Genomic DNA, 23388 nt, shown 5'->3' on the forward strand with positions numbered 1-23388 from the left:
TGAAACAACTTTGCGCCGATGATAGTGCTGCAACCAGTGTGAAAGTAGGTTATCGTCAGGCTTGTTATTCGCAGTAGAGAAAAACCCGATCAGAAATGGTCGGGTTTTTTTTCGTCTCGTACTTTGTCTGGCAAGGCATACAAGCGTAAAAAAGCAGCGTTGCACGCTGCCTTTGTCGTCGAACGTCGCTTAACTTCCTCGATAAGTCGAATACGACCACGGCGACACCACCAGCGGCACATGGTAGTTTTCATCCGTATGCGCAATGCCGAAGGCCAGGGTCACCAGGTCTATGAAGCGTGGTGCAGGCAAGTCGAGGCCTTGGGCGGCGAAATAGTCGCCTGCATTGAATACCAGCTCATATTGGCCCGCTTTCATGCTGTCGCCTTCCAGCAAGGGCGTGCTGCAGCGGCCGTCGCTGTTCGTCATATCCATCTTTAATAACACTTTGCCTTCCGGCGCGACTGAAAACAGGGCCACCTTGACGCCGGCTCCCGGCCTGCCGTGGGCGATATCGAGTACATGCGTGCTGAGTTTTCCCATTTGCTATCCTGTATATAGGGTGAATGACTGTGCTTATCGCGCAAATCATATACCGGCGACTGCGCCGGGCTATATGATTGGGCATATAGCCAACATTGTCCTCCTATAGGCGCGCCTCCGCATGAACAATTACGAACATTATCCACGCGACTTGATCGGCTATGGCCGCACGCCACCCCATCCGCAATGGCCGGGCAAGGCCCGCATCGCCCTGCAATTCGTCCTCAATTACGAGGAGGGGGCGGAAAACAGCGTGCTGCATGGCGATCCTGCTTCGGAAACGTTTTTATCGGAAATGATTGGTGCGGCCGCTTTTCCTGCGCGCCACCTGAGCATGGAGTCGATTTATGAATACGGCTCGCGCGCCGGGCTGTGGCGCTTGCTGCGCATGTTCGAGGAGCGGCGCCTGCCGCTGACAGTGTTTGGCGTCTCGATGGCCTTGAAACGCAATCCGGATGCGGTGGCCGCCTTCCAGGAACTGGGACATGAAATCGCCTGTCATGGCTTGCGCTGGATTTCCTATCAAAACATGGATGAAGCGACGGAACGCGAACACATGCGTGAAGCCGTGCAGATCATCCGCGAATTGACAGGTTCCGCCCCGCAAGGCTGGTACACGGGGCGCGATTCGCCCAATACGCGGAAACTGGTGGTCGAGCATGGCGGTTTCCGCTACGACGCCGATTATTATGGCGATGACTTGCCATTCTGGGAGAAAGTGGCGTATACGGATGCCGCCGGCCTGCCCGCCGTGCAGCCGCAGCTGATCGTGCCCTACACCCTCGACACGAACGATATGCGCTTTGCCGCCATGCAAGGCTTTAATTCGGGTACGCAGTTTTTCGATTATCTGAAAGATGCCTTCGATGTACTGTATGCGGAAGGCGATCCGAACGGCTTGAACCAGCCGAAGATGTTGTCGGTGGGTTTGCATTGCCGCCTGGTGGGGCGGCCGGGACGGGCCGCGGCGCTGGCGCGCTTCCTCGACTATGTACAGCGCCATGAGCAGGTGTGGATCACGCGCCGCATCGATATTGCCGAACATTGGCATGCGACGCATCCTTGCACTGTTTGATGGGTATTGATATTGGATGATAAGTGAAATCAGTTTTTGCATATAGTTGTCCCATATGCCGGTGTTAATCTCCTATACTGGGACTATACCGAGGCCAGCATGTCAGAACCGATCCGCTTTTACTATCGTGGTGCCGTACAGGAAGTACGCAACGCCGCCCCTACGCAGACTGTGTTGCAGCACCTGCGCGAGGATTTGCATTGCACGGGCACCAAGGAGGGCTGCGCCGAAGGCGATTGCGGCGCTTGCACGGTGGTCATCGGCAGCCTGGTTGATGGCCAGGTCGAGATGAAGGCCGTCAACGCCTGCATCCAGTTCACGCCCACCCTCGATGGCAAGGCCCTGTTTTCCGTGGAAGACTTGCAACAGCCCGACGGCGCCCTGCACCCGGTGCAGCAGGCGATGGTCGAATGCCACGGTTCCCAGTGCGGTTTTTGCACACCAGGTTTCGTGATGTCGCTGTGGGGCATGTATCTGCAGAAAAACGGAGCGACGCCCACACGCTGCGAAATCGATGACACCCTGTCGGGCAACCTGTGCCGCTGCACGGGCTACCGGCCTATCATCGATGCGGCCAGACGCATGGGCGAACTGCCGCATGTGACATTTGACCGCGATGCCCTGGCGCAGCAATTGCGGGCACTGCAGCGCGGCAGCCTGACCACCTATGAACATGGTGGCCAGCACTTCCACGCGCCGCGCAGCCTCGAGGAACTGGTGGCGCTGCGCGCGGCAAAGCCGCAAGCGTGCCTGCTGGCCGGCTCCACCGACGTGGGCTTGTGGGTGACCAAGCAACTGCGCGACCTGGGCGACATCATTTATCTCGGCAACGTGGCAGCCCTAAAAACCATCGCCATCGTTGACGGCAAGCTGCACATCGGCGCCGGCGCCAGCCTGAACGAGGCCTATGCGGCGCTGTGCGGGCACTATCCGCAAGAGTTGTCGGAACTGTGGCAGCGCTTTGCTTCCTTGCCGATCCGCAACGCCGGCACCCTGGGCGGCAATGTGGCCAATGGTTCTCCCATCGGCGATTCGATGCCGTGGCTGATTGCGCTGGGCAGCGAGATCGTGCTGCGCGGCTCCGCCGGCCAGCGCATCATGCCGCTGGAAAACTTCTATCTGGCTTACCAAAAGAAAGATCTGCAACCCGGCGAATTTGTCGAAGCCGTGCGCGTGCCCTTGCCGCGTGCCGATGTGCAATTCCGCACGTATAAACTGGCGAAGCGCTTCGACCAGGATATCTCGGCCGTGTGCGCCGCATTCTCCTTCCAGCTTGACGGCGAGCGCATCATCGACGCGCGCATCGCCTTTGGCGGTATGGCGGCCACGCCGCAACGGGCCGCGCAAACGGAAGCATTTTTGCTGGGGCAGGCGTGGACGGAAGACAACCTCGTCAACGCCATGCGCTTGCTGGCCGACGATTACGCGCCGTTGTCGGACATGCGCGCCTCGAATACCTACCGCATGACGACGGCGCAAAACCTGTTGCGCCGCTTCTGGCTGGAAACACGCCCCGGTGCGCCTTTGCTGCGCGCTGCCGTCAACGCCTACGCTTGCCGCGCCTGAAAGGACCAGCATGAACCATCCTGTCACGCCCGAATTGCAAGCGGCCGCTTGGGCCGCCGTGGGCAAGCCCAGCCCCCATGAATCGGCGCAATTGCATGTGCTGGGGCAAGCCACGTACACGGACGATATCGCCGAATTGCAGGGTACCTTGCACGCGGCGTTGGGCCTGTCGCAAAAGCCCCATGCGCGCATCACGGCCATGGATTTGTCGGCCGTGCGCGCTGCCGCCGGTGTTGCCGCCGTCTACACGGCGCAGGACATTCCTGGCACCAATGATTGCGGCCCCATCATCCATGACGACCCCATCCTGGCTGCGGAACTGGTGCAATACGTGGGCCAGCCCATCTTCATCGTGGTGGCCGATACGCATGACCATGCGCGCCGCGCCGCCCGCCTGGCGCAGGTGTCGTACGAGGAGTTGCCCGCGATCATGACGCCGCAGGCGGCCAAGGCCGCGCAATCGTATGTGCTGCCGCCGATGCAATTGACGCGTGGTAATTACCAGGCTGCCTTCGAGATGGCGCCGCATGTGGTCAAGGGCCAGCTGTATGTGGGCGGCCAGGAACAGTTCTACCTGGAAGGGCAGATTTCCTACGCCATCCCGAAGGAAGCGCAAGGCATGCTGGTGCTGTGCTCGACCCAGCATCCGAGTGAGATGCAGCACGTGGTGGCGCATGCGTTGGGCGTGCATTCGCACAACATCACCGTCGAATGCAGGCGCATGGGCGGCGGCTTCGGTGGCAAGGAATCGCAGTCGGCCCTGTGGGCGGCAGCCGCATCGATTGCGGCAGCCAAACTGAAGCGTCCCGTGAAACTGCGCGCCGACCGCGACGACGATATGCTGGTGACGGGCAAGCGCCACTGTTTTTACTATGAATACGAAGTGGGCTACGACGACGACGGCAAGATCCTTGCCGCCAAGGTCGACATGACCACGCGTGCGGGCTACTCGGCCGATTTGTCCGGCCCCGTCGCCACGCGCGCCGTCTGCCACTTCGACAACACCTATTATTTGTCCGACGTGGATATTCGCGCCGCCTGCGGCAAGACGAATACGCAGTCGAACACGGCTTTCCGGGGCTTCGGCGGGCCGCAGGGCGCCATTGCCATCGAGTACGTGATCGATGAAATCGCCCGCCACTTGCAACGCGATGCGCTCGATATCCGCATGCTCAATTTCTATGGCCGCAACGATGTGGAAGGGCGCAATGTCACGCCGTACGGGCAAAAAATCGTCGACAACGTGATCCATGAACTGGTTGCAGAACTGGAAGACAGCAGCGACTACCGCGCGCGCCGCCGCGCCATCGACGCGTTCAACGAGGCCAGCCCCATTTTGAAAAAGGGCCTGGCGTTCACGCCGTTGAAGTTCGGCATCGCCTTCAACGTCACGCATCTGAACCAGGCTGGCGCCCTCGTGCACGTGTACGTGGATGGCTCCGTGCTGGTCAACCATGGCGGCACGGAAATGGGGCAGGGCATCAATACCAAGGTCATGCAGGTGGTGGCGCACGAATTGGGACTGGACCTGGACAGAGTGCGGGCCACGGCCACCGATACCAGCAAGGTGGCGAACACGTCGGCTACGGCGGCGTCCACCGGCGCCGACCTGAACGGCAAGGCGGCGCAGGATGCGGCGCGCCAGATCCGTGAACGCCTGACCGATTACGCGGTCAAACTGTACGGCGGCGATGCAGCCTGTGTGCGCTTGTTTGATAACCATATCCACGTCAATGGTCACGTCGTGCCGTTTGCCGAGCTGGTGCAGAAGGCGTATCTGGCTAGAGTGCAACTGTGGTCGGACGGTTTTTATGCCACTCCGGGCTTGTCGTGGGATGCAAAGACGATGACGGGTCATCCGTTTTCGTATTACGCGTATGGCGCGGCCGTGGCCGAGGTGGTGGTTGACACTTTGACGGGCGAATGGAAGTTGCTGCGTGCGGATGCCTTGTACGACGCTGGCCAGTCATTGAATCCCGCGATTGATCTGGGTCAGGTGGAAGGCGCATTTATCCAGGGCATGGGCTGGCTGACGACGGAGCAGTTGTGGTGGAGTGCGGCGGGCAAGCTGATGACGCACGCGCCATCGACGTACAAGATTCCTGGCATTTCGGATTGTCCGGAAGATTTTCGCGTCAAGCTGTTCCAGAACCGCAATGTGGAAGACAGCATCCACCGTTCGAAAGCCGTGGGCGAGCCGCCGCTGCTGTTGCCGTTTTCCGTCTTCTTTGCCATTCGTGACGCTATTTCCAGCGTGGGCCATCATGCCGTGCAGCCACCGCTGAATGCCCCCGCCACCAGCGAGGAAATCCTCAAGGCGGTCATGGCCGTGCAAGCGGCCGGCGTGGCTGCTTAGGGGAAGATGATGAGCGACTGGTTGACAGCGATGGAGAATGACACGCAGGCATCCGTGCTGGTGACGGTGGCCTTGGTGGAAGGTTCCGGGCCGCGCGAGGCGGGCGCGAAGATGCGCGTCACGCTTGATGGCCAGACGGACACCATCGGTGGCGGCCACCTGGAATTGCGCGCCGTGGAAATCGCCAAGACCATGCTGGCCACGGGCGACACCCATGCGCGGCTCGAGCGTTTTGCGCTGGGCCCCAGCCTGGGACAATGCTGTGGTGGCGTCGTCCACCTGGCCTTTGAGTATGTCGATGCCAGCCTGACAGAATTGCTGGCCGCCTTGCGCGAGCGCCGCCAGCACGACAGCTGGAAAGTCACGGCGCTCGATGGCGATGCCGCGTCGGCCCTGTTCGATGTTGGCGGTCGCTGGATTGCCGGCACGCCAGCCCAGGCGCCCGACACGTTTTCGCGCGAACGCAGTACCCATGTTGCTCAGGATGGCAAGGGGCGGCGATGGCTGATCGACCCCTGCCTGGCGCCGCGCGCGCACCTGACCCTGTTTGGCGCCGGTCACGTGGGTGCCGCCATCGTGCGTGCGCTGGCCCACTTGCCTTGCAATATTACCTGGGTCGATGAACGCGAAGACATGTTTCTCGCAGCGTTGCCGGCGGGGCTGCCAGATAATGTGCGCATTGCCGCCACTGATACGCCCGAGGAATTCGTTGCCATGGCGCCGCCGGGCGGCAGTTTTCTCGTCATGACGCACAGTCATGCGCTCGATCAACGCTTGACGGAAGCCATCATGGCACGCGACGATGCAGGCTGGTTCGGCTTGATCGGTTCGCACACGAAACGCAAGCAATTTGAGCACCGCCTGCAGGCGCGCGGCGTGTCCGAGGCGCGGATCGCCGCCATGGTCTGTCCGATCGGCATGCCAGGCATCCGCAACAAGGCCCCGGCCGTGATCGCCGCTTCCGTTGCCTGTCAATTACTCATGGTGTGGGAGGAAGCGGCCGCTGCCGCCCTGGCCGCACCGTTGCGGCTGGCCTCTGCCAGCGCACCGCCGCGCCGCCAACCACGCGCCGCCATTCACCCGTTATAGAAAGAAGTCATGCCGATTGTTCCCGCCACATTGCAAGCTTACCGTGCCAGCTTGCTGCACTTCCACGCCGATCCCGCTTTCACCGAGGAGGCGCACGCCTGGCATGCGGACGGCTTGCTGATCGTGGCCGACGGCAAGGTCGTGGCGGCCGGCGATTACGCACAGCTACAACCGACTTTGCCGCCTGGCACGCAGATCGTCGATTATCGCGGCAAGCTGATCGTGCCGGGTTTCATCGATACCCATCTGCATTTTCCGCAGACGGAAATGATCGCATCGCCGGCCCCCGGTTTGCTGCCGTGGCTGGAAACATATACTTTCCCCACCGAACGCGCGTTTGAAGACCCTGTCCACGCGCGTGACGTCGCCGAGTTTTTCCTCGATGAACTGCTACGCTGCGGCACCACCACGGCCATGGTGTATGGCAGCGTGCATCCGCAATCGGTCGATGCCTTCTTTGGCGCCAGCGATGCGCGTGGCTTGCGCATGGTGGCGGGCAAGGTCATGATGGATCGCAACTGTCCTGAATTTCTGCGCGACACGGCCGAGTCCGGCGCGCGCGAAAGCGAAGAGCTGATCCGGCGCTGGCACAAGCATGGCCGCTCGCTGTACGCGATCACGCCCCGTTTCGTGCCCACCTCGACCAATGAACAGATGCACCTGGCGGGCGAGCTGGCGCGCGCCTATCCGGACACGTATTTGCAGACGCATGTGTCGGAAAACGAGGATGAGTGCCGCTGGGTACGCGAATTGCATCCGCAGGCGCGCAGCTACCTCGATGTATATGACCAGTACGGCATGCTGCGCCCGCGCGCCATGTTCGGCCATTGCATCTGGCTCGATGAGCACGACCGCGCGCGCATGGCGGAAACATCTTCGGCGGCCGCTATTTGTCCCACCTCCAACTTGTTCCTCGGTAGTGGCCTGTTCGATTTCGAACGGGCCGATGCGGCGCGCGTGCTGCTCTCGCTGGCGACCGACGTGGGCGGCGGCACCTCGTTCTCGATGTTGCAAACCATGAACGAAGCCTATAAAGTAGCACGCTTGAAAGGCAGCTATCTGCCCGCTTTGCGCATGTTTTACCTGGCAACCCTGGGCGCGGCACGGGCCATGCAACTGGAAGGCACCTTGGGCAATTTCGTTGCTGGCACGGAAGCGGACTTCATCGTGCTGGATAAACAATCCACGCCGCTGCTCGAACGCCGCACGGCTGGCTGTCAAAGCCTGGAGGAATTGCTGTTTGCCTTTGCGCTACTGGGCGATGACCGTGCCGTGGCCGCCACGTATTCGGGCGGACAGTGCGTGCATGTGCGGGGGCAGGGCTGACCTACCTGTTGTTCCATACGAATTACCCTGAGCGAGAACGCGAATGCACAAGAAACTCACTGGCCTGGCGCTTGGCGCCGCGCTGGCATTGACCGGAACGGCGCAGGCCGCACCGTCTTCCAATGAAGCGGCCACCGCGCGCCATTTTGCCTCCCTGCTTGCGGGCGCGCAGCCGAAGACAGCCGAGTTGAGCCTGTTTTTTTCCATGATGCCCAAGGGCGGTGATCTGCATCACCATTACTCGGGCGCTATTTACGCCGAGCAATTCCTTGACTGGGTCGACAAGGAAAACTATTGCGTCAACAAGACGACGTACCGCATCGAAAGCAACAAGGACGTCGTCGCGGCCGAGCGCGCCAAGCCGGCCGCGCAGCGTGGATGCCTGTCGTCCACGGAAGTGTTTGCCGACGCGGGCCTGTATGCGGAATTGCTGCAGCGCTGGTCGACCAAGGATTTCTACAACCACGGCGCCATCCAGACGCCGCCAGACCGTACCTTCTTCGATACCTTTGGCTACTTTGGCCCCGTGGCGTCGAGCAACACGGCCGATGGCTTGAAAACCCTGAAGCAGCGCGCCATCGCTGAAAACCTCAGCTACATCGAGACGATTTTCGAGCTGTCGCCATTCGTGCAAAACGCGCAGTTCGACCAGCAGGTACTGGCGCCGGGCTTGCAGCCGGCAGCCTTGCAAGCCGTGCTGGCCAACTGGACGCAGAACCTCGAGCAGGATACTGGCTTCCAGAAAAGCATTACCGCCTATAACGACAACGTCAACGCCAGCAGCGCCGGCATCGACGATGCGAACTTCACCATGCGTTATCAGGCGTATGTGTTGCGTTTCCTGTCGCCATCGCAAGTGTTCTCGTCCATGGTGGCTGCGTTCAAGGCAGCGAGCCAGAATCCGCTGCTGGTGGGCGTGAACATCGTGGGCCAGGAAAGCGTGAACGTGTCGATGCGTGATTACAGCCTGCACATGGAAATGTTCAAGTTCCTCAAGGCAAAATATCCGAACGTCAAGATCGCCTTGCACGCCGGCGAGCTGGCGCTGGGCATGGTGCCGCCGGAAGGCATGGCTTTCCATATCGCGGAAGCCATCGATGTGGCGGGCGCCGACCGTATCGGCCATGGCATGGATATCGCTTACGAGCGCAATGCGCTGGCGACCATGCAAAAGATGCGCGAACGGGGCATACCCGTGGAAGTGAACCTGACCAGCAACGATTACATTCTTGGTATCAAGGGTCAGGCCCATCCGATCACCCTGTACCGCAAGTACGGCGTGCCCTTCGTGATCTCCACCGATGACGCGGGCGTCTCGCGCAATACCCTGTCGAATGAATACGTGCTGTTTGCCAGCCAGTACAAGACCGATTATGCGGAAATCAAAAAGCTGTCATACAACAGCCTGCGCTATTCTTTCCTGGCGGAAGCGGACAAGCAACGTTTGCTGAAAGCGCTTGATGCCCGCTTCACCCGTTTTGAAGCGCAAATTGCCGCGGCCGACAAGGTGGGCAAGAACAATAAACCGTAAGTTGCGCGACGTTCACAACTGATACTCTCAGGGCGGTCGGATATTCCGGCCGTTTTCCATTTACCTTCTCAAATCCCCGCAGTGTTTTTCTGTTAATTTTGTGGCGGCCATGCGACACAATTAACGGCAGATACACGACTTTATCCAATTTCCTGGATGAATCAATTTCAAGTACATATTGCTCATTTATAATCACGCGCCATAAGCCCGGACGCTGTCAGCACGATATCAATCCAGCTAGTTACCCTATGCTATTTATATTTTAAAAATATAAATATGTAAAAAAAATCGTATTTGTCATCCATTTTTTGATGATGCATAGTGGGATGAAGGTGATATTAAAAAGTCACAATCATCTGGGCGATATCGTATGAAGATGGGTATTTGCAGTAAATAAAGGTGAGATGCAGAGTGAAACAAACAGTCGCGCAGCTAAATGACGACATTCTTCTGTATTTCACCGCCGTGTCACAGTCTTGAAATATTTAACAATTACACTCGCGGCTTGCCATGTTAGCCGGGTAAGCATGTCGGGTGAATGACACAGGTGCTAGCGCCCTGGGTTGTACGGATCGGGTGCAGTTTTTTCCGCCGTTATTGTCTGAATAGGAATAGTTGTGATGTGTGGAGCGGCGTTTTGTGATGGTCTTGTCAGGACCGCAGCCAGTCCAGCCGGCGTAACAGTTGCAGCATCGTAAAGAGGAGATCTTGTGTTTGTGTTGCTGTGCGGCGCAGCCGGGCGGTGGGCAATCCAGGATTTTCAAAAATAATAGTCTTTTCTGGGGTTAAAGATGATCAATCACAAGCGACTTCGGCTAACGCAAATCGCGTTGAGCCTGTCTATTGCACTGGCGGCGGCACCATCGTTCGCACAGAACACTACGTCTTCCATTGGCGGCCGTATCTCGGCCACCGACGGCAAGCCGGCAGCTGGCGCGCAAGTCAGTATCGTTCACGTTGAGTCCGGTTCGGCCAGCAACGTAACCACCGATGCAGAAGGCCGTTATGTTGCGCGCGGCTTGCGTGCCGGCGGTCCTTATACCATCACCATTACCAAAAATGGCGTGGTTGAAAAACGCGAAGGCGTGTATATCGCCCTGGCCGAAACGGCCAACGTCGACGCCACGCTGGGCGCAGACATGCAAGTGGTGAAAGTCAGCACCAATGCCATTCGCAATCAGGTTTTCAACCGGAACAACATGGGCGCCGGCACCAATATCGGCCCGACCGAACTGGCTACCCAGGCGTCGATCTCGCGCAGCCTGCAAGACTATGCCCGCGCCGACCCACGCCTGTCGCAAACCGACAAAGAGCGCGGTGAAATCTCCGTTGCCGGTCAAAACTCGCGCTACAACTCGATGACGATTGACGGCGTGGCCGTGAACGACACGTTCGGCCTGGAAGCGTCCGGTACGGCTACTGGCAAGCAACCGATCTCGATCGAAGCGATCCAGTCGGTGCAAGTGAACGTCGCCAACTATGATGTGACGCAAAAAGGCTACACGGGCGCCAACATCAACGCCGTGACCAAGTCCGGTACCAACAAGGTCAAGGGCAGCGTTTACTACGTGTTCCGCAATGACAGCACTGCTGGCGATCGCTATAACGATACGACGGGCGAGTACTACGATGCGCCAAAATCGAAGGACACCACTAAGGGCATCACTCTGGGCGGCCCGCTGATCGAAGACAAACTGTTCTTGTTTGCCAACTACGAGGAGACCAAGAGCTCGCGCGGCGCGCCAACCTTCGGTCCGATCGGTAGCGCACAGACCAACGTGGCGATTACCCAATCGGCCATCGATGGCGCAGCTTCCATTGCAAAAGACAAATATGGTATTGATATCGGCAGCCTGGCTGTGCCTGGCGGTTCGGAATTTACGGCCAAGGAAAAGCTGCTGAAGCTGGACTGGAACTTGACCGACACCCAGCGCATGATGCTGCGTTACACCAAGACCGAACAAGCGGAACCAATCTATACGGGCTTCTCGCAAACGGGTTTGTCGCTGAGCTCCTACTGGTACACCCAGGAAAAGAGCCTGGAAACCCTGGTTGGTCAATGGACCGCCGAGTGGACGCCGACGTTCTCGACCGAAGTCAAGGTATCGTCGCGCAAGTACGACAGCGTGCCGCAAAACAATGCTTACCTGCCAGCCATCGGCCTGCAGTTTACCGGCGTGTTGCCTGACGGTGCCCCTGCAGGTTTAGCAACCGGCAACCGTTTCCTGAACTTCGGCACCGAACAGAGCCGTCAGAAAAATGTCTTGGGCACCAAGACCAAAGACTTCTACGCGGCCGGTACATGGGCGCTGGGCGATCATGAAGTCAAGTTTGGTACCGACTACAGCAAGAACGATGTCTACAATGCCTTCTTGCAAAACGTCAATGGTAACTACACCTTCGGTTGTATCAATACGAATGACAGCACCAATCCAAAGCTTAATTTCCAATACACCTTTGGCAAAGTAGATTGCAGCACTGGGACTGCAGCACAGCGCCAGGCCGCCATCCTGGAAAACTTCCGCCGCGGTCGTCCTAGCTCGTATTCCTATCAGGTGGCGCAGCCTGGCCGCACGCTGGACGATGCGATCGCCAGTTTTTCCCTGAAAAATATCGGCTTGTTCGTGCAAGATACCTGGAATGTCAACAAGCAGCTGACCATTAGCGCCGGCTTGCGTGTTGATGGTACGCGCATCGGCGAAAAGCCGATCTACAATGCGCTCGCAGCTCAGCCAACAGTGGCGCGCACGACGCCAGGTGGCCGTCAGACGGGTGGTTTCGGCATTGACAATTCGCACACCATCGATGGCGAAAACTTGTACCAGCCACGCGTGGGCTTCAATTACAAGTTTGATTCGGCGCGTCCAATGCAGTTGCGCGGTGGTTTTGGCCTGTTCCAGGGCGCTGCTGCCAGCGTCTGGCTGGGTAATCCTTACCAGAATACCGGTATGGCCGTGCAAAACTACACGTGCTCAAGCTCGGCAGGCACTTGCCTGAACAGCGACGGTTTCTTTAATCCTGACCCAACCAAGCAGCCAACCAACTTGGGCGCAGTCATTCCGGCAATGAAGGTCGATGCGCTGAGCCCGAATCTGGCGCAGCCGTCGGTTTGGAAGGCCAACCTGGCGTTCGAACATGAATTGCCATGGATGGGCCTGATTGTCGGCGCGGAATACCTGCGACTGCAAACCAAAGACTCGATCTACTATCAAGAGCTGAACATGGGGGCACCTACAGCTACTGGTAGCGATGGCCGTCCGCTGTACTATGGTGCGAATGCCTACCTGGAAAAATGCTGGAATTCCACCGGCAGCTTGACTGGTACCTCGGATTGCAGTGCACGCACCAAATCGGGCGCCAACGAGAAGTTTGGTCAAGTACTGATGGCAACAAACACCGACAAAGGCGCGTCCAACGTGCTGACCTTGTCGCTGCGTAGCCCCGTGCGTGATGGCCTGTCGTGGGGTACTTCGTACACCTATAGCGATGCTACGGAAGTGTCGCCGCTGACGTCGTCGACCTCGAGCTCGAACTGGGGCGGCCGTGCTGTCTTCGATCCGAACGAAAACGTTGCATCCAATTCGAACTACCTGGTCAAGGACCGCTTCACGGCGAACGTGAACTGGAGCAAGCGTTTCTTCGGTACTTACAAAACCACGTTCGGTCTGTTCTATGAAGGCCGTACCGGCAAGCCATACAGCTGGACCATCAATAATGACTTGAACGGCGACGGTCTGGCGGGCAATGACTTGATGTACATCCCAAGCGCACCAGGTTCGGGCGAAGTTGTGTTCCGTGGAGATACTGCTACCAATCACGCGAACGAAGACGCTTTCTGGGCTGTCGTCAATGCCAATGGTGATCTGCGCAAGGCAAAAGGCGGTGTCGTTGGCCGTAACAAGAGCTTTGCACCATGGACCAACAGCTTCGATGTCCGTATGAGCCAGGAAGTACCGGGCTTCTTCAGTGGTAACAAAGGTATCTTCACCTTCGACATCCTGAACTTCAGCAACTTGCTGAATCGTAAATGGGGCCGCATCAATGAAGTGGCCTTCCAATCGGCTGGTGGCCAAGTGCGCAGCTTTGTTGACTATGTCGGTATGAAAGATGGCAAGTACGTCTATAACACGCGTCCTGTCGTAGAAGGTACGGAAACGCGTCAAGCCAAAGGCGAATCGCAATGGGCACTGCAAGCAACGATCAAGTACGAATTCTAATTTCGTAGTTGCCTCGTAGTTTGGCAAGCTAAAGACGGCTGGTGGCGACACCAGCCGTTTTTTTATAGACCAGATGGTTTACTCATTCTTCTTTTTGACAAATATCATTCCATGGCTCACTTTTTACGCACTCCGGTCGCTGCCGCGGCCCTGATCCTGGCCCTGTCCGCCTGCGCCAACCTGGCGTCTGCACCGAGCGGCCCGATTGACGTGAACCTGGTTGCCCTGAACGATTTTCACGGCAACCTCGACCGCAGCAAATTTACCTACTCAAGCATCGCCGATGCCGAGCGCAAGACGGTGCAGGCCGGCGGCATCGATACCTTGTCCGGCGCCCTGACGGCGTGGCGGCGCGAAGATGCGCAACTGATCTTTGTCGGCAATGGCGACTTGGTCGGTGCCAGCCCCGCCATGTCGGCGCTGTGGGCGGACGAACCGAGCATCGTCGCCATGAACATGCTGGGCATGAAGGCCAGTTCGGTCGGCAACCATGAATTTGACCAGGGCAAGGCGGAATTGCTGCGCCAGCAGCGCGGCGGTTGCGACTCTTCACGCGCAGACAAGGCGTGCAAGTTCACGCCGGACTTCAAAGGCGCCAGCTACACCTATATGGCGGCCAATGTCATCGACACGCAGACGGGCAAGTCCTTGCTGCCCGCCTACCGCATCGAAGAGGCGCATGGCGTCAAGGTGGGGCTGATCGGCGCCGTGCTGAAAGATACGCCGTCCGTGGTGACGGCCGCCGGCATTGCCGGCCTGCAGTTCGGCGATGAGGCGGACGCCATCAACGCCACCTTGCCGCAGTTGCGCGCGCAGGGCGTGGGCGTGTTCGTCGTGCTGCTGCACCAGGGCGGCGAGACGAAGGAAGCCGTCGACCAGCCCGATTGCAGCCATCTGAAGGGTGAAGTGGTGGACGTGGTGAAACGCCTCGACCCGGCGATTCAACTGGTCATCAGCGGCCATTCGCACCAGGGTTATCTGTGCCGTGTCGATGGCCGCCTCGTGACGCAGGCACAGATGGGCGGACACATGTTGACGCGCATCAAGCTCAAGGTCGATCCTGTCAAGAATGCCGTGATCGATGCCAGCGCGCAAAACGTCGTCATGCTGCCAGGCATGTATGAGCCGGACCCGGCCGTGGTAGCTTACCTGGAATCGGTCAAGCAGCGCAGTGCGGCGGAATTGTCGCGACCCGTGGCCATCATCGCCGTGCCAAACGTGGGCCGAAGCACCAAGGGCGGCGGCGCTTCCCCGCTGGGCGATCTGGTGGCCGACAGCACACTTTTCGGCGCGCGCGCTGCCGGTGCGCAAATCGGCCTGATGAACAATGGCGGCATCCGCAAGGACCTGGAAGCGGGTGCCGACCTGATGACAAACGTGGGCCAGAACCAGGCAGTTGTACCGTTCGGCAATACGCTGATCGTCGTGAGTCTTTCCGGCGCGCAAATCCGTACCTTGCTCGAGCAGCAATGGCCGGGTGAAGAGGCAGGCGAGGGCAATCTGCTGCAAGTGTCCGAAGGTTTTAGCTACCGTTGGGACAGCACGCGGCCGCAGGGCCAGCGCGTTGTGCCGGGCAGCATCATGCTGAATGGCATTCCCCTTGAGGACAATCAACAATACCGTGTCGCCGCCAACAGTTTCCTGGCCGGCGGCGGTGACCGCTTTACCGTGCTGGCGGCCGGCACGCGCCGCTTGGACACGGGCGTGCGCGACATCGACGCTTTCAGCAATTACCTGATAGCCCGTGCGCGCGCCGGCAAGCCGGCTGGCAGCGCCACGGCGGCAGGGCGCATCGTGCGCGTCAAATAATTTACAAGGAATAACCATGCGTCGTTTATCTGTTTCCCTGCTCGTCACTACCCTGTTCGCAGGCACGGCCCACGCGGATTTCACCATTCCCGGCTTTGAGCTGGTGCACACTTCGCCCGTGGAAACGAGCTTGACGAATCCCGACCTGCGCGAGCCAGTTGCCGTGTGGAGCGAGCTGTTTGCTTCGGCCAAGAAAGAAATCGTCATCGCCCAGTTCTATGCCGTCAGCAAGCCGGGCACGGCTTTTGAAAAAGTGCTGGCCAGTTTGACGGCCGCCGGCCAACGCGGCGTGAAAATCCGCTTCCTGCTGGACCAGAAGGGCGTGGGTCTGTCGGAGGCGGCGACCATCGCCCGGATCAAGGCGATTCCGAATCTGGACTTGCGCCTCATCGATTTCAATAAAATCACGGGCAACGGCATCGTGCACGCGAAATACCTGGCCGTCGATGGCCAGGTGGCGTACATCGGCAGCCAGAATTTCGACTGGCGCTCGTTCGAGCACATTCATGAGACGGGCTTGAGAATCACCGAGCCCGCCATGGTGAGCCAGGTGCAAGCCATCTTCGAGCAGGATTGGCAAGCCCAGGCATTGACGTCGCAAGGCAGCCGCGCCACGGTGCTCAACAGCAAGGTGGTGCCGGCCAACTATGCGCAAAACGCGTTTTTGCTGGCCAGCCCGAATGCGTACAACCCGGCCGGCGTGGGCGACTCGGAAACGGGCTTGCCCGCCTTGCTGGCGGAAGCGAAAAGCGAAGTGCGCATCCAGCTGCTCGATTACGCGCCCTTGTCCTACGGCCCGAACCGCACGCGCCCGTACTACGCCGTGATCGACAACGCCGTGCGCGCAGCCGCCCAGCGTGGCGTGAAAATCAAGCTGATGGTGTCCGCCTGGAACACGGAAGCGCCGGCCATCGCCTACCTGAAAAGCCTGGCCCTGGTGCCGAACGTGGAAATCCGCATCGTGACGATTCCTGCCGCTTCGACGGGTTTCATTCCATTTGCGCGCGTGATCCACAGCAAGACCATGAGCATCGACGGCAAGCTGGCCTGGGTCGGCACGAGCAACTGGGCGGGCGGCTATTTCGACCTGTCGCGCAACCTGGAAGTAGTGCTGCGCAACGAGCAGATGGCACAGCGTATTGCCGCGCTGCATGAGCAGACGTGGAGTTCGGCGTATGCGCAGCCTATCGACATCAACAAGCAGTATCCGAAACCGGCCAAGGCCGCGCCGCAAGGCAAGGAGTAATGGTGAACATGAAAAAATTACTCTGCGTGCTGGCGCTGGGCGCCGCTTTTGCTTCCGGTAATGTGCTGGCCTGGGGCAACGACGCCCACCGCGCCGTGGGCGCCATCGCCGATCAATTGCTCAAGGGTAGCGCGGCGCAGGCGCACATCGCCCAATTGCTGTTGCCTGGCGAAAGCCTGGAAAAGATCGCCAACTGGCCCGATTGCGTGAAGGGTACGTATTGCGGTCCGCAGACGCCGGAAATGCTGACGTATGTGGCGGCGAACCCCAAGCATGGCGAATACCATTACACGAACGTGCCTTTCCAGAACGCGCACTACCATGACCATGGCGTGGGCACGGCCGATGACGATATCGTGCAGACGCTCAAGCAGGCGATCCTGGTGTTGCAAGGCAAGGCTGATGGGGCCAGCAATCCGCACGGCTTCAGCCAGCGCGAAGCCTTGATTTTGATCACGCACCTGGTGGGCGATATCCACCAGCCATTGCATGTGGGCAATGCGTTTCTCGGCAAGGATGGCCAGTTTTTCGTGCCCGCCACGCAGGCGCAGATTGACGACGTCGCCATTTTCAACGCACGCGGCGGCAACGATCTGCTGCTCGACGATGCGAAGATGACGGCGCTGTCCGATGCCGTGATTCCCGCGCCGCTGCCGGCGGAAGAGCGCGCGGCCAGGCCAGCCAGCGTGTATCCGAAGTCGCCTACCAAGCCCCTGCATTCATACTGGGACACGACCGTGGTCGATTACGCCATGCGCCGCCTGAGCACGCGTACGCCGCAGCAGTTCGCCCGCACCGTGATCGCCAGCGCACCTGTGGTGAGCGCCAATAGCGGCGACCCCGTCAGCTGGCCGTATCAGTGGGCCGATGCCTCGCTGGCGGCGTCAAAGATTGCTTTCACGGATGTGGTGGCCGGCCCCGCCACGCAACAGACCAGCCGCAAGGGCGATGTCTATAACGTGTGGACCTTGACGGTTCCGGACAACTATCCCGTGCCCAGCTCGGCGTTGGCGAAGCAGCAGCTGATCGAGGGCGGCTATCACCTGGCCGCCGTGTTGCAATCGATTTGGCCGCAATAAGTTGGCCGCAATAAGATGTCATGCGAGAGCGGCCTGCGGGCCGCTTTTTTCATGCCAGGGTGACGCTGATTCCCATCTCGCGGTAGGGCGCGACCAGGGCGTCGTCTACGTCGCGGTGCACGATGATGTCGTTGACCTGGCTCAAGGGCACGATTTGAAACGGCGAGGCCGTATTGCACTTTTCCGGCGAAGCCAGCACGACAGTGCGGCTAGACGCCTCGCTCAGGGCGCGTTTCACGCACGCTTCTTCATAGTCTCCCGTGGTGATGCCCGCTTGCGGATGCAGGCTGGACACGCCCATGAAATACAGGTCGGCGCGGATGCGGGCTATGGCTTCCACGGTTGCCGCACCGACACCCACGATCGAGTGCTTGTACAGGCGCCCGCCCAGCATCAACACCTCGATGCCAGGGTGATTGACCAGTTCGACGGCAATCGAGGGGCTATGCGTGACGATGGTGGCGCGCAATTCGCGCGGCAACTGGCGCGCCAGCTGCACGGCGGTTGTACCGCCATCGAGGAACACCACTTGTCCCGTCTGTATCATGGCCGCGGCTGCGCGGCCGATGGCGGGCTTGGCTTCGGGTGAGATCTGTTCGCGCCCCGCAAATGGCGCCAGCGCGGGCGAGCGCGGCAGCAAGGGCAGGGCGCCACCGTGTACGCGTTCCAGCAATCCCTCTTTCGCCAGCTCGCGCAGGTCGCGGCGTATCGTGTCTTCCGACAAGCCCAAGGCATCACTGACGGCCCTGGCGACGATCTGTCCCTCGCGCTGGAGTAAGTCCAGCAAATATTGTTTGCGTTGATGTGTGAGCATGGGCTTTCTTGAATTATCTTATATTTTCTTGATATTGCACGAGTCTGCATGATAAAGTCGTCGAAGGCAAGCATATACAAGCACAAGGAGACGCTATGCGTGAAGAAACAGCACAGCAGGAACGGGTCCGCATCCACGGCGTGCAGACCCTGTCGCACGACTGGTATTTATTGCAGAAAACCACGTTCGACTATCTGCGCCGCGATGGGCAGTGGCAGACGCAGACGCGGGAAACCTATGACCGGGGCGATGGCGCCACCATCTTGCTCTACAACAAAGTCAAACGCACGGTGATTTTGATCCGCCAGTTCCGCTTTCCCACCTACCGCGACGGCCACGATGGTTTCCTCATCGAATCAGCGGCCGGCTTGCTGGAAGCGGCCAGTGCGGAGCAGCGCATCCGCGCCGAAGTGGAAGAAGAAACGGGCTATGCGGTGGGCGACGTGCACAAGGTCTTCCATGCCTTCATGAGCCCCGGTTCCGTGACGGAACGCCTGCATTTTTTTGTCGCCGAATACGATCCGGCCAGCCGCATCGGCGACGGCGGCGGCCTGGCGCACGAAGGCGAGGATATCGAGGTGCTGGAGCTGCCCCTGGCGCAAGCGCTGCAGATGGTGGCCGATGGGCGCATCTGCGATGGCAAGACCATCATGCTGCTGCAGCATGCGCAGTTGCAGCTGATGCCCGTCAAGCGGGGCATGCAGATTCTGGTTGCCGGCCCCTACCGTTCAGGCACGGGCGACGATCCCGTCCTGATGGCGGCGAATGTGGCGGCCATGCAAGCTGTCTGCCTTCCGCTGTATGCCAAGGGGCACATGCCCGTGCTCGGTGAATGGCTGGCTCTGCCCATGCTGGCGCTGGCCGGTTCAAGCCGGGTAGGCGATGCCGTGTATGAAGAACTGTTCCACGCGCATGCGACGCGCTTGCTCAGCCATTGCGATGCCGTGTTGCGCCTACGCGGCCCGTCCCAGGGGGCGGACCAGATGGTGGAGGTGGCGCGCGGGCTGGGCCTGCCTGTATTTTTCTCGCTGGACGAGATTGCACAGGCGTAAAAAAAGCGAAGCCCGAAGGCTTCGCTTTTTTTTTGACGTGACAGGCTCTTAACGGGACTTCACAAATGGAATACCAATCGCCTTCGGTGCGATAGATTTCGCCATCAAGCCCGCCAGCACGATCACGGTGACCACGTACGGCACCATCTGGATCAGCGAGCCGGGGATGCGGCCCACCACCGGCAAGTCCACGCCTTCAATTTGAATCTGGATGGCGGCGAAGAAGCCGAACATCAAACAGCCGAGGAAGGTATAGACGGGGCGCCAGTTGCCGAACACCATGGCCGTCAGGGCCAGGTAGCCGGCGCCGGCTGACATGTCGCGCAGGAAGAAGCCGCTTTGCACGATGGCCAGGTAGGCGCCCGAGAACGAGCACAGGATGCCGGCCACCAGCATGGCCAGGTAGCGCGTCGCTTCCACGCTCACGCCAGCCGAATCAGCCGCATGCGGGTTTTCACCGCAGGCGCGCAGGCGCAGGCCGAAGCGCGTGTGGTACAGCAGCCAGTGCACGAGCGGGATCAGCAGGAACGCCACATACACGAGGATGGAATGGCCGCCGATCAGATGGGCATATACCCAGCCGATGAAGGGAATGTGCTCCACGTAATGCGTGCCCGGCAAGACCACGTCAAACAGCCGCGCCGAACCGAGGTCGGGCGTGCGGCCGCCTTGCTGGAAGAAGAATTGCGCCAGCACGAACGTCAGCCCGCTCATGGCGATATTGATCGCCATGCCGGCCACCAGCTGGTTGCCTTTTTGCGTGATGCTGACATAGGCCTGCAGCAAGGCCAGGGCGACGCACACGAGCATGCCGGCAGCCATGCCGTAATACGGGTTTTGCGTCGTGTAGGCCACGGCGGCGGATGCAAACGCACTGGCCAGTATCTTGCCTTCCAGGCCAATGTCGATCATGCCGCTGCGTTCGGCAAACAGGCCGGCCATGGCGGCAAAGATCAGGACGGGCGCATTGCGCACGGTCGATACCAGGATGCTGGCGAATTGAAAGTCGTCGAGTGTCATGGTGTTAGCCTTTGGTGCGCTTGAGCAGGGCGGAAATGGCCGGTGCGTAGAAGTTTTCCATGGCGCCGCAGAACAGGATGATCAAGCCCTGGATGAAAATGAAGGTTTCCGTCGGGATATTCGGTTTTTCCAGCGACAGGTCAAAGCCACCCTGGATCAGCGCGCCGAACAGCACGGCCGACAGGAAGATGCCGACTGGATGCTGGCGGCCCATCAGGGCGATGGCGATGCCGATGAAGCCGGCGCCACCGACGAAGTTGAGCGACAAATAATGCGTCGAACCCATGATGGAATTGACGGAACCGAGGCCCGCCAGCGCGCCGGAGATCAGCATGACGATGATGATCATCTTGCTGATCGACACGCCCGCATAGTGGGCCGCATGCTTGTTGAGGCCCGTGGCGCGCAGCTTGAAGCCCCACGAGGAGCGCCAGACCATCACGCCGTAGATCACCAGCGCGGCAATTGCCAGCAGAAAACTGATGTTCAGCGGCGTGTCGCCCAGCGACGGGAACCAGGTCGAGAGGCGCGGCATTTCGCCGCTTTCCGCAAACACGCGGCTGGCAGTGTTCTGTTCGCCCGGTGGAATCAGGTACTTCACGATCACGAAGTTCATCAGGCTGGCGGCGATGAAGTTGAACATGATGGTGGTGACGACGATGTGGCTGCCGCGCCTGGCTTGCAGATAGCCGGGCAAGAAACCCCACAGTGCGCCGAACAGGGCCGCGCCTATCATGGCGGCCGGAATCAACAGCCAGGCGGGCAGGGTCTGGTCGAAGGCCAGCATGGCCACCGTCAAGCCCAGGCCGCCGATATACATCTGGCCTTCGGAACCGATATTGAACAGGCCGGCCTGCATCGCCACGGAGACCGACAGGCCCGTGAAAATGAAGGTACTGGCGTAGAACAGGGTGTAGCTCAAGCCTTCGGGATTGAGGATGGCGCTGTGGACCAGGATCGACAGCGATTCGGCCGGGTCTTCGCCCAGCATATAAATCACCAGGGCGGCGACCAGCAAGGCCGACAGCAGGTTTAACATGGGCATGACAAAGGCTGTCGCCCAGCGTGGCAAGTCGTTATTCATGATTTATGCATTCCCCCCATCAACAGACCGATGCGGGTGGTATCGAATTCTTCAATTTTCAGTTCGCCGGTGATGCGTCCGCCGCACATGACGAGAATGCGGTCGGCCAGCGCCCGCACTTCTTCCAGTTCGACGGACACCAGCAGGATCGCCACGCCCGCGTCGCGCAGGGCCAGCAATTGCGTATGGATGCTTTCGATGGTGCCGATGTCGACACCGCGCGTGGGCTGGCCCACCAGCATCAGTTTCGGCTTGGCCAGTACTTCGCGCGCGATCACCACCTTTTGCTGGTTACCGCCCGACAAGAGACCAATGCGCAAGTCCGGGTTGGCCGGGCGCACGTCGAAGGTTTTCAGCAGTTCCGCACAGCGGGCGCCGATGGCCTTGAAGTTGAACAGGCCCCAGCGGTTTTTCAGGTGATCCTGGTAACCGAGGATGGTGTTTTGCATGACGGAGAAATTTTTCACCACGCCATCGCGCAAGCGGTCTTCCGGAATGTGGGCGATGCCCAGTTCGCGAAAGGCCAGCGGCAAGCCGTCGGCATCGTGGCGCTTGGCAAACGGCAAGTCCTTGTCGAGGAAGCGCAGCTTGCCCGAAGTGGGCAAGCGCATGCCGGACAAAATTTCCAGCAGTTCGCTCTGGCCATTGCCGGAAACGCCCGCGATGGCGACGATTTCGCCGGCGCGCAAGTTGAAACCGATGTCGGCCAGCAGTTTGACTTGCTGGTCATCGGCCAGTTGCAGACCGTCCACTTCCAGCACCGTGGCGCCCGGATTGTACGGTGCACGGGGCAGATGGCTCTGAATGGGGCGGCCGACCATCATGTTGGCCAGTTCCTCTTTCGAGGTAGTCGCCGTGGCAACGGCGCCCACCACCGTGCCGCCGCGCATGACGGTGACGTTGTCGGTGATTTCCAGGATCTCTTGCAGCTTGTGCGTGATCAGGATGATGGTCTTGCCTTGCTCCTTGAACAGACGCAGGATTTCAAACAGCGAGGCCGTTTCCTGCGCCGTCAGCACGGCCGTCGGCTCGTCGAGGATCAGGATGTTGGCGCTGCGGTAAATCTGCTTGAGGATTTCCACGCGCTGCTGCGCGCCGACGGAGAGGTCTTCGATCTTCGCCAGCGGGTCGACGTCGAGGCGGTAGCGCGCGCAAATCTCGCGCAACTTGGCTTCCGCTTCGGTGCGGTGGCTGGCCAGACGAAAGCCGCCTTCCGTACCCAGCATGATATTGTCGAGGACGGTGAAGTTCTCGACCAGCATGAAATGCTGGTGCACCATGCCGATGCCGAGATTGATCGCTTCCTGGCTGTTGCGGATAGGCTGTACTTTTCCGTCGAGCAAGATTTCTCCGCCGTCGGCACGGTAATACCCGTACAGGATGCTCATCAAGGTCGATTTGCCGGCGCCATTTTCTCCCACCAGGCCATGGATACTGCCCTTGGCGATGGAGAAGCTGACGTCGGCGTTCGCCTTCACATGTCCAAACTGCTTGGAAATGCTGCGAAATTCTACTGCTGGCTGCATAGGTTCATAACTGGATAGTTTCATGGAAACGCGCCGCGCGGAGACAGGCCCCGGC

At 59.7% G+C, this 23388-nt stretch carries 15 protein-coding genes and 1 pseudogene; 11 read left to right on the forward strand and 5 right to left on the reverse strand.

What is annotated here, in order from left to right; all coding sequences use genetic code 11:
• Window positions 1–189: 189 nt before the first annotated feature.
• Complete coding sequence (gene uraH / locus ACQ4WY_RS27235; RefSeq protein ID WP_436506778.1) at window positions 190–543, reverse strand: hydroxyisourate hydrolase; 354 nt, start codon at window positions 541–543, stop codon at window positions 190–192.
• Window positions 544–664: 121 nt separating this feature from the next.
• Here uraH and puuE point away from each other — a divergent pair, with 121 nt between their 5' ends.
• The 10 genes from puuE to ACQ4WY_RS27285 all read left to right on the forward strand — a co-directional run bounded on the left by puuE (window position 665) and on the right by ACQ4WY_RS27285 (window position 17837).
• Entirely contained in the window at window positions 665–1618 is a 954-nt protein-coding gene (gene puuE, locus ACQ4WY_RS27240) for an allantoinase PuuE (protein ID WP_436506779.1), read from the forward strand.
• A gap of 99 nt (window positions 1619–1717) precedes the next feature.
• A complete protein-coding gene (xdhA, locus tag ACQ4WY_RS27245; protein ID WP_436506780.1) occupies window positions 1718–3184 on the forward strand; it encodes a xanthine dehydrogenase small subunit in 1467 nt (488 codons plus the stop codon).
• A gap of 10 nt (window positions 3185–3194) precedes the next feature.
• Complete coding sequence (gene xdhB, locus ACQ4WY_RS27250) at window positions 3195–5540, forward strand: xanthine dehydrogenase molybdopterin binding subunit (protein WP_436506781.1); 2346 nt, start codon at window positions 3195–3197, stop codon at window positions 5538–5540.
• Window positions 5541–5549: 9 nt separating this feature from the next.
• Window positions 5550–6629: a xanthine dehydrogenase accessory protein XdhC gene (xdhC, locus tag ACQ4WY_RS27255; RefSeq protein ID WP_436506782.1), complete on the forward strand. Its 1080-nt coding sequence runs from the start codon at window positions 5550–5552 to the stop codon at window positions 6627–6629.
• Between the two features lie 9 nt (window positions 6630–6638).
• Window positions 6639–7955 carry a guanine deaminase gene (gene guaD / locus ACQ4WY_RS27260; protein ID WP_436506783.1) on the forward strand — a complete coding sequence of 439 codons (1317 nt, stop codon included), beginning with the start codon at window positions 6639–6641 and terminating at the stop codon, window positions 7953–7955.
• Between the two features lie 43 nt (window positions 7956–7998).
• The gene (locus ACQ4WY_RS27265) at window positions 7999–9486 is read left to right on the forward strand and encodes an adenosine deaminase family protein (protein WP_436506784.1); all 1488 of its coding nucleotides are present in this window, start codon (window positions 7999–8001) and stop codon (window positions 9484–9486) included.
• 830 nt (window positions 9487–10316) lie between these two features.
• On the forward strand, window positions 10317–13703 hold the full coding sequence (locus ACQ4WY_RS27270) for a TonB-dependent receptor (protein WP_436506785.1): 3387 nt from the start codon (window positions 10317–10319) through the stop codon (window positions 13701–13703).
• Between the two features lie 111 nt (window positions 13704–13814).
• Complete coding sequence (locus ACQ4WY_RS27275; RefSeq protein ID WP_436506786.1) at window positions 13815–15512, forward strand: bifunctional metallophosphatase/5'-nucleotidase; 1698 nt, start codon at window positions 13815–13817, stop codon at window positions 15510–15512.
• Between the two features lie 16 nt (window positions 15513–15528).
• A complete protein-coding gene (locus ACQ4WY_RS27280) occupies window positions 15529–16758 on the forward strand; it encodes a phospholipase D-like domain-containing protein (RefSeq protein WP_436506787.1) in 1230 nt (409 codons plus the stop codon).
• 8 nt (window positions 16759–16766) lie between these two features.
• Window positions 16767–17837 carry a S1/P1 nuclease gene (locus ACQ4WY_RS27285; RefSeq protein WP_436506788.1) on the forward strand — a complete coding sequence of 357 codons (1071 nt, stop codon included), beginning with the start codon at window positions 16767–16769 and terminating at the stop codon, window positions 17835–17837.
• A gap of 49 nt (window positions 17838–17886) precedes the next feature.
• Here the strand turns inward: ACQ4WY_RS27285 and ACQ4WY_RS27290 are convergent, their stop codons facing one another.
• Window positions 17887–18651, reverse strand: a complete 765-nt coding sequence (locus tag ACQ4WY_RS27290; RefSeq protein WP_436506789.1) for a DeoR/GlpR family DNA-binding transcription regulator — start codon at window positions 18649–18651, stop codon at window positions 17887–17889.
• 95 nt (window positions 18652–18746) lie between these two features.
• Between ACQ4WY_RS27290 and ACQ4WY_RS27295 the strand changes: the two are divergent.
• Window positions 18747–19331, forward strand: a pseudogene (locus tag ACQ4WY_RS27295) (ADP-ribose pyrophosphatase); the annotation flags it as partial.
• 420 nt (window positions 19332–19751) lie between these two features.
• Here ACQ4WY_RS27295 and ACQ4WY_RS27300 read toward each other — a convergent pair.
• The 3 genes from ACQ4WY_RS27300 to ACQ4WY_RS27310 are packed head-to-tail and all read right to left on the reverse strand — an operon-like array spanning window position 19752 to window position 23333.
• A complete protein-coding gene (locus ACQ4WY_RS27300) occupies window positions 19752–20723 on the reverse strand; it encodes an ABC transporter permease (RefSeq protein WP_436506790.1) in 972 nt (323 codons plus the stop codon).
• A gap of 4 nt (window positions 20724–20727) precedes the next feature.
• Window positions 20728–21807: an ABC transporter permease gene (locus tag ACQ4WY_RS27305; RefSeq protein WP_353658762.1), complete on the reverse strand. Its 1080-nt coding sequence runs from the start codon at window positions 21805–21807 to the stop codon at window positions 20728–20730.
• Window positions 21804–23333, reverse strand: coding sequence for an ABC transporter ATP-binding protein (locus ACQ4WY_RS27310; RefSeq protein ID WP_436506791.1), 1530 nt, complete (start codon window positions 23331–23333; stop codon window positions 21804–21806). Before ACQ4WY_RS27310 ends, ACQ4WY_RS27305 begins: the two co-directional genes overlap by 4 nt.
• Window positions 23334–23388 lie beyond the last annotated feature (55 nt).

The sequence above is a fragment of the Janthinobacterium salmonicoloratum genome (assembly GCF_051380845.1).
GTDB lineage: Bacteria > Pseudomonadota > Gammaproteobacteria > Burkholderiales > Burkholderiaceae_D > Janthinobacterium > Janthinobacterium lividum_F.

Coding starts and splice junctions, on each gene's coding strand:
- uraH (WP_436506778.1), bottom strand. CDS start 543: ATGGGAAAACTCAGCACGCATGTACTCGATATCGCCCACGGCAGGCCG.
- puuE (WP_436506779.1), top strand. CDS start 665: ATGAACAATTACGAACATTATCCACGCGACTTGATCGGCTATGGCCGC.
- xdhA (WP_436506780.1), top strand. CDS start 1,718: ATGTCAGAACCGATCCGCTTTTACTATCGTGGTGCCGTACAGGAAGTA.
- xdhB (WP_436506781.1), top strand. CDS start 3,195: ATGAACCATCCTGTCACGCCCGAATTGCAAGCGGCCGCTTGGGCCGCC.
- xdhC (WP_436506782.1), top strand. CDS start 5,550: ATGAGCGACTGGTTGACAGCGATGGAGAATGACACGCAGGCATCCGTG.
- guaD (WP_436506783.1), top strand. CDS start 6,639: ATGCCGATTGTTCCCGCCACATTGCAAGCTTACCGTGCCAGCTTGCTG.
- ACQ4WY_RS27265 (WP_436506784.1), top strand. CDS start 7,999: ATGCACAAGAAACTCACTGGCCTGGCGCTTGGCGCCGCGCTGGCATTG.
- ACQ4WY_RS27275 (WP_436506786.1), top strand. CDS start 13,815: ATGGCTCACTTTTTACGCACTCCGGTCGCTGCCGCGGCCCTGATCCTG.
- ACQ4WY_RS27280 (WP_436506787.1), top strand. CDS start 15,529: ATGCGTCGTTTATCTGTTTCCCTGCTCGTCACTACCCTGTTCGCAGGC.
- ACQ4WY_RS27285 (WP_436506788.1), top strand. CDS start 16,767: ATGAAAAAATTACTCTGCGTGCTGGCGCTGGGCGCCGCTTTTGCTTCC.
- ACQ4WY_RS27290 (WP_436506789.1), bottom strand. CDS start 18,651: ATGCTCACACATCAACGCAAACAATATTTGCTGGACTTACTCCAGCGC.
- ACQ4WY_RS27300 (WP_436506790.1), bottom strand. CDS start 20,723: ATGACACTCGACGACTTTCAATTCGCCAGCATCCTGGTATCGACCGTG.
- ACQ4WY_RS27305 (WP_353658762.1), bottom strand. CDS start 21,807: ATGAATAACGACTTGCCACGCTGGGCGACAGCCTTTGTCATGCCCATG.
- ACQ4WY_RS27310 (WP_436506791.1), bottom strand. CDS start 23,333: ATGCAGCCAGCAGTAGAATTTCGCAGCATTTCCAAGCAGTTTGGACAT.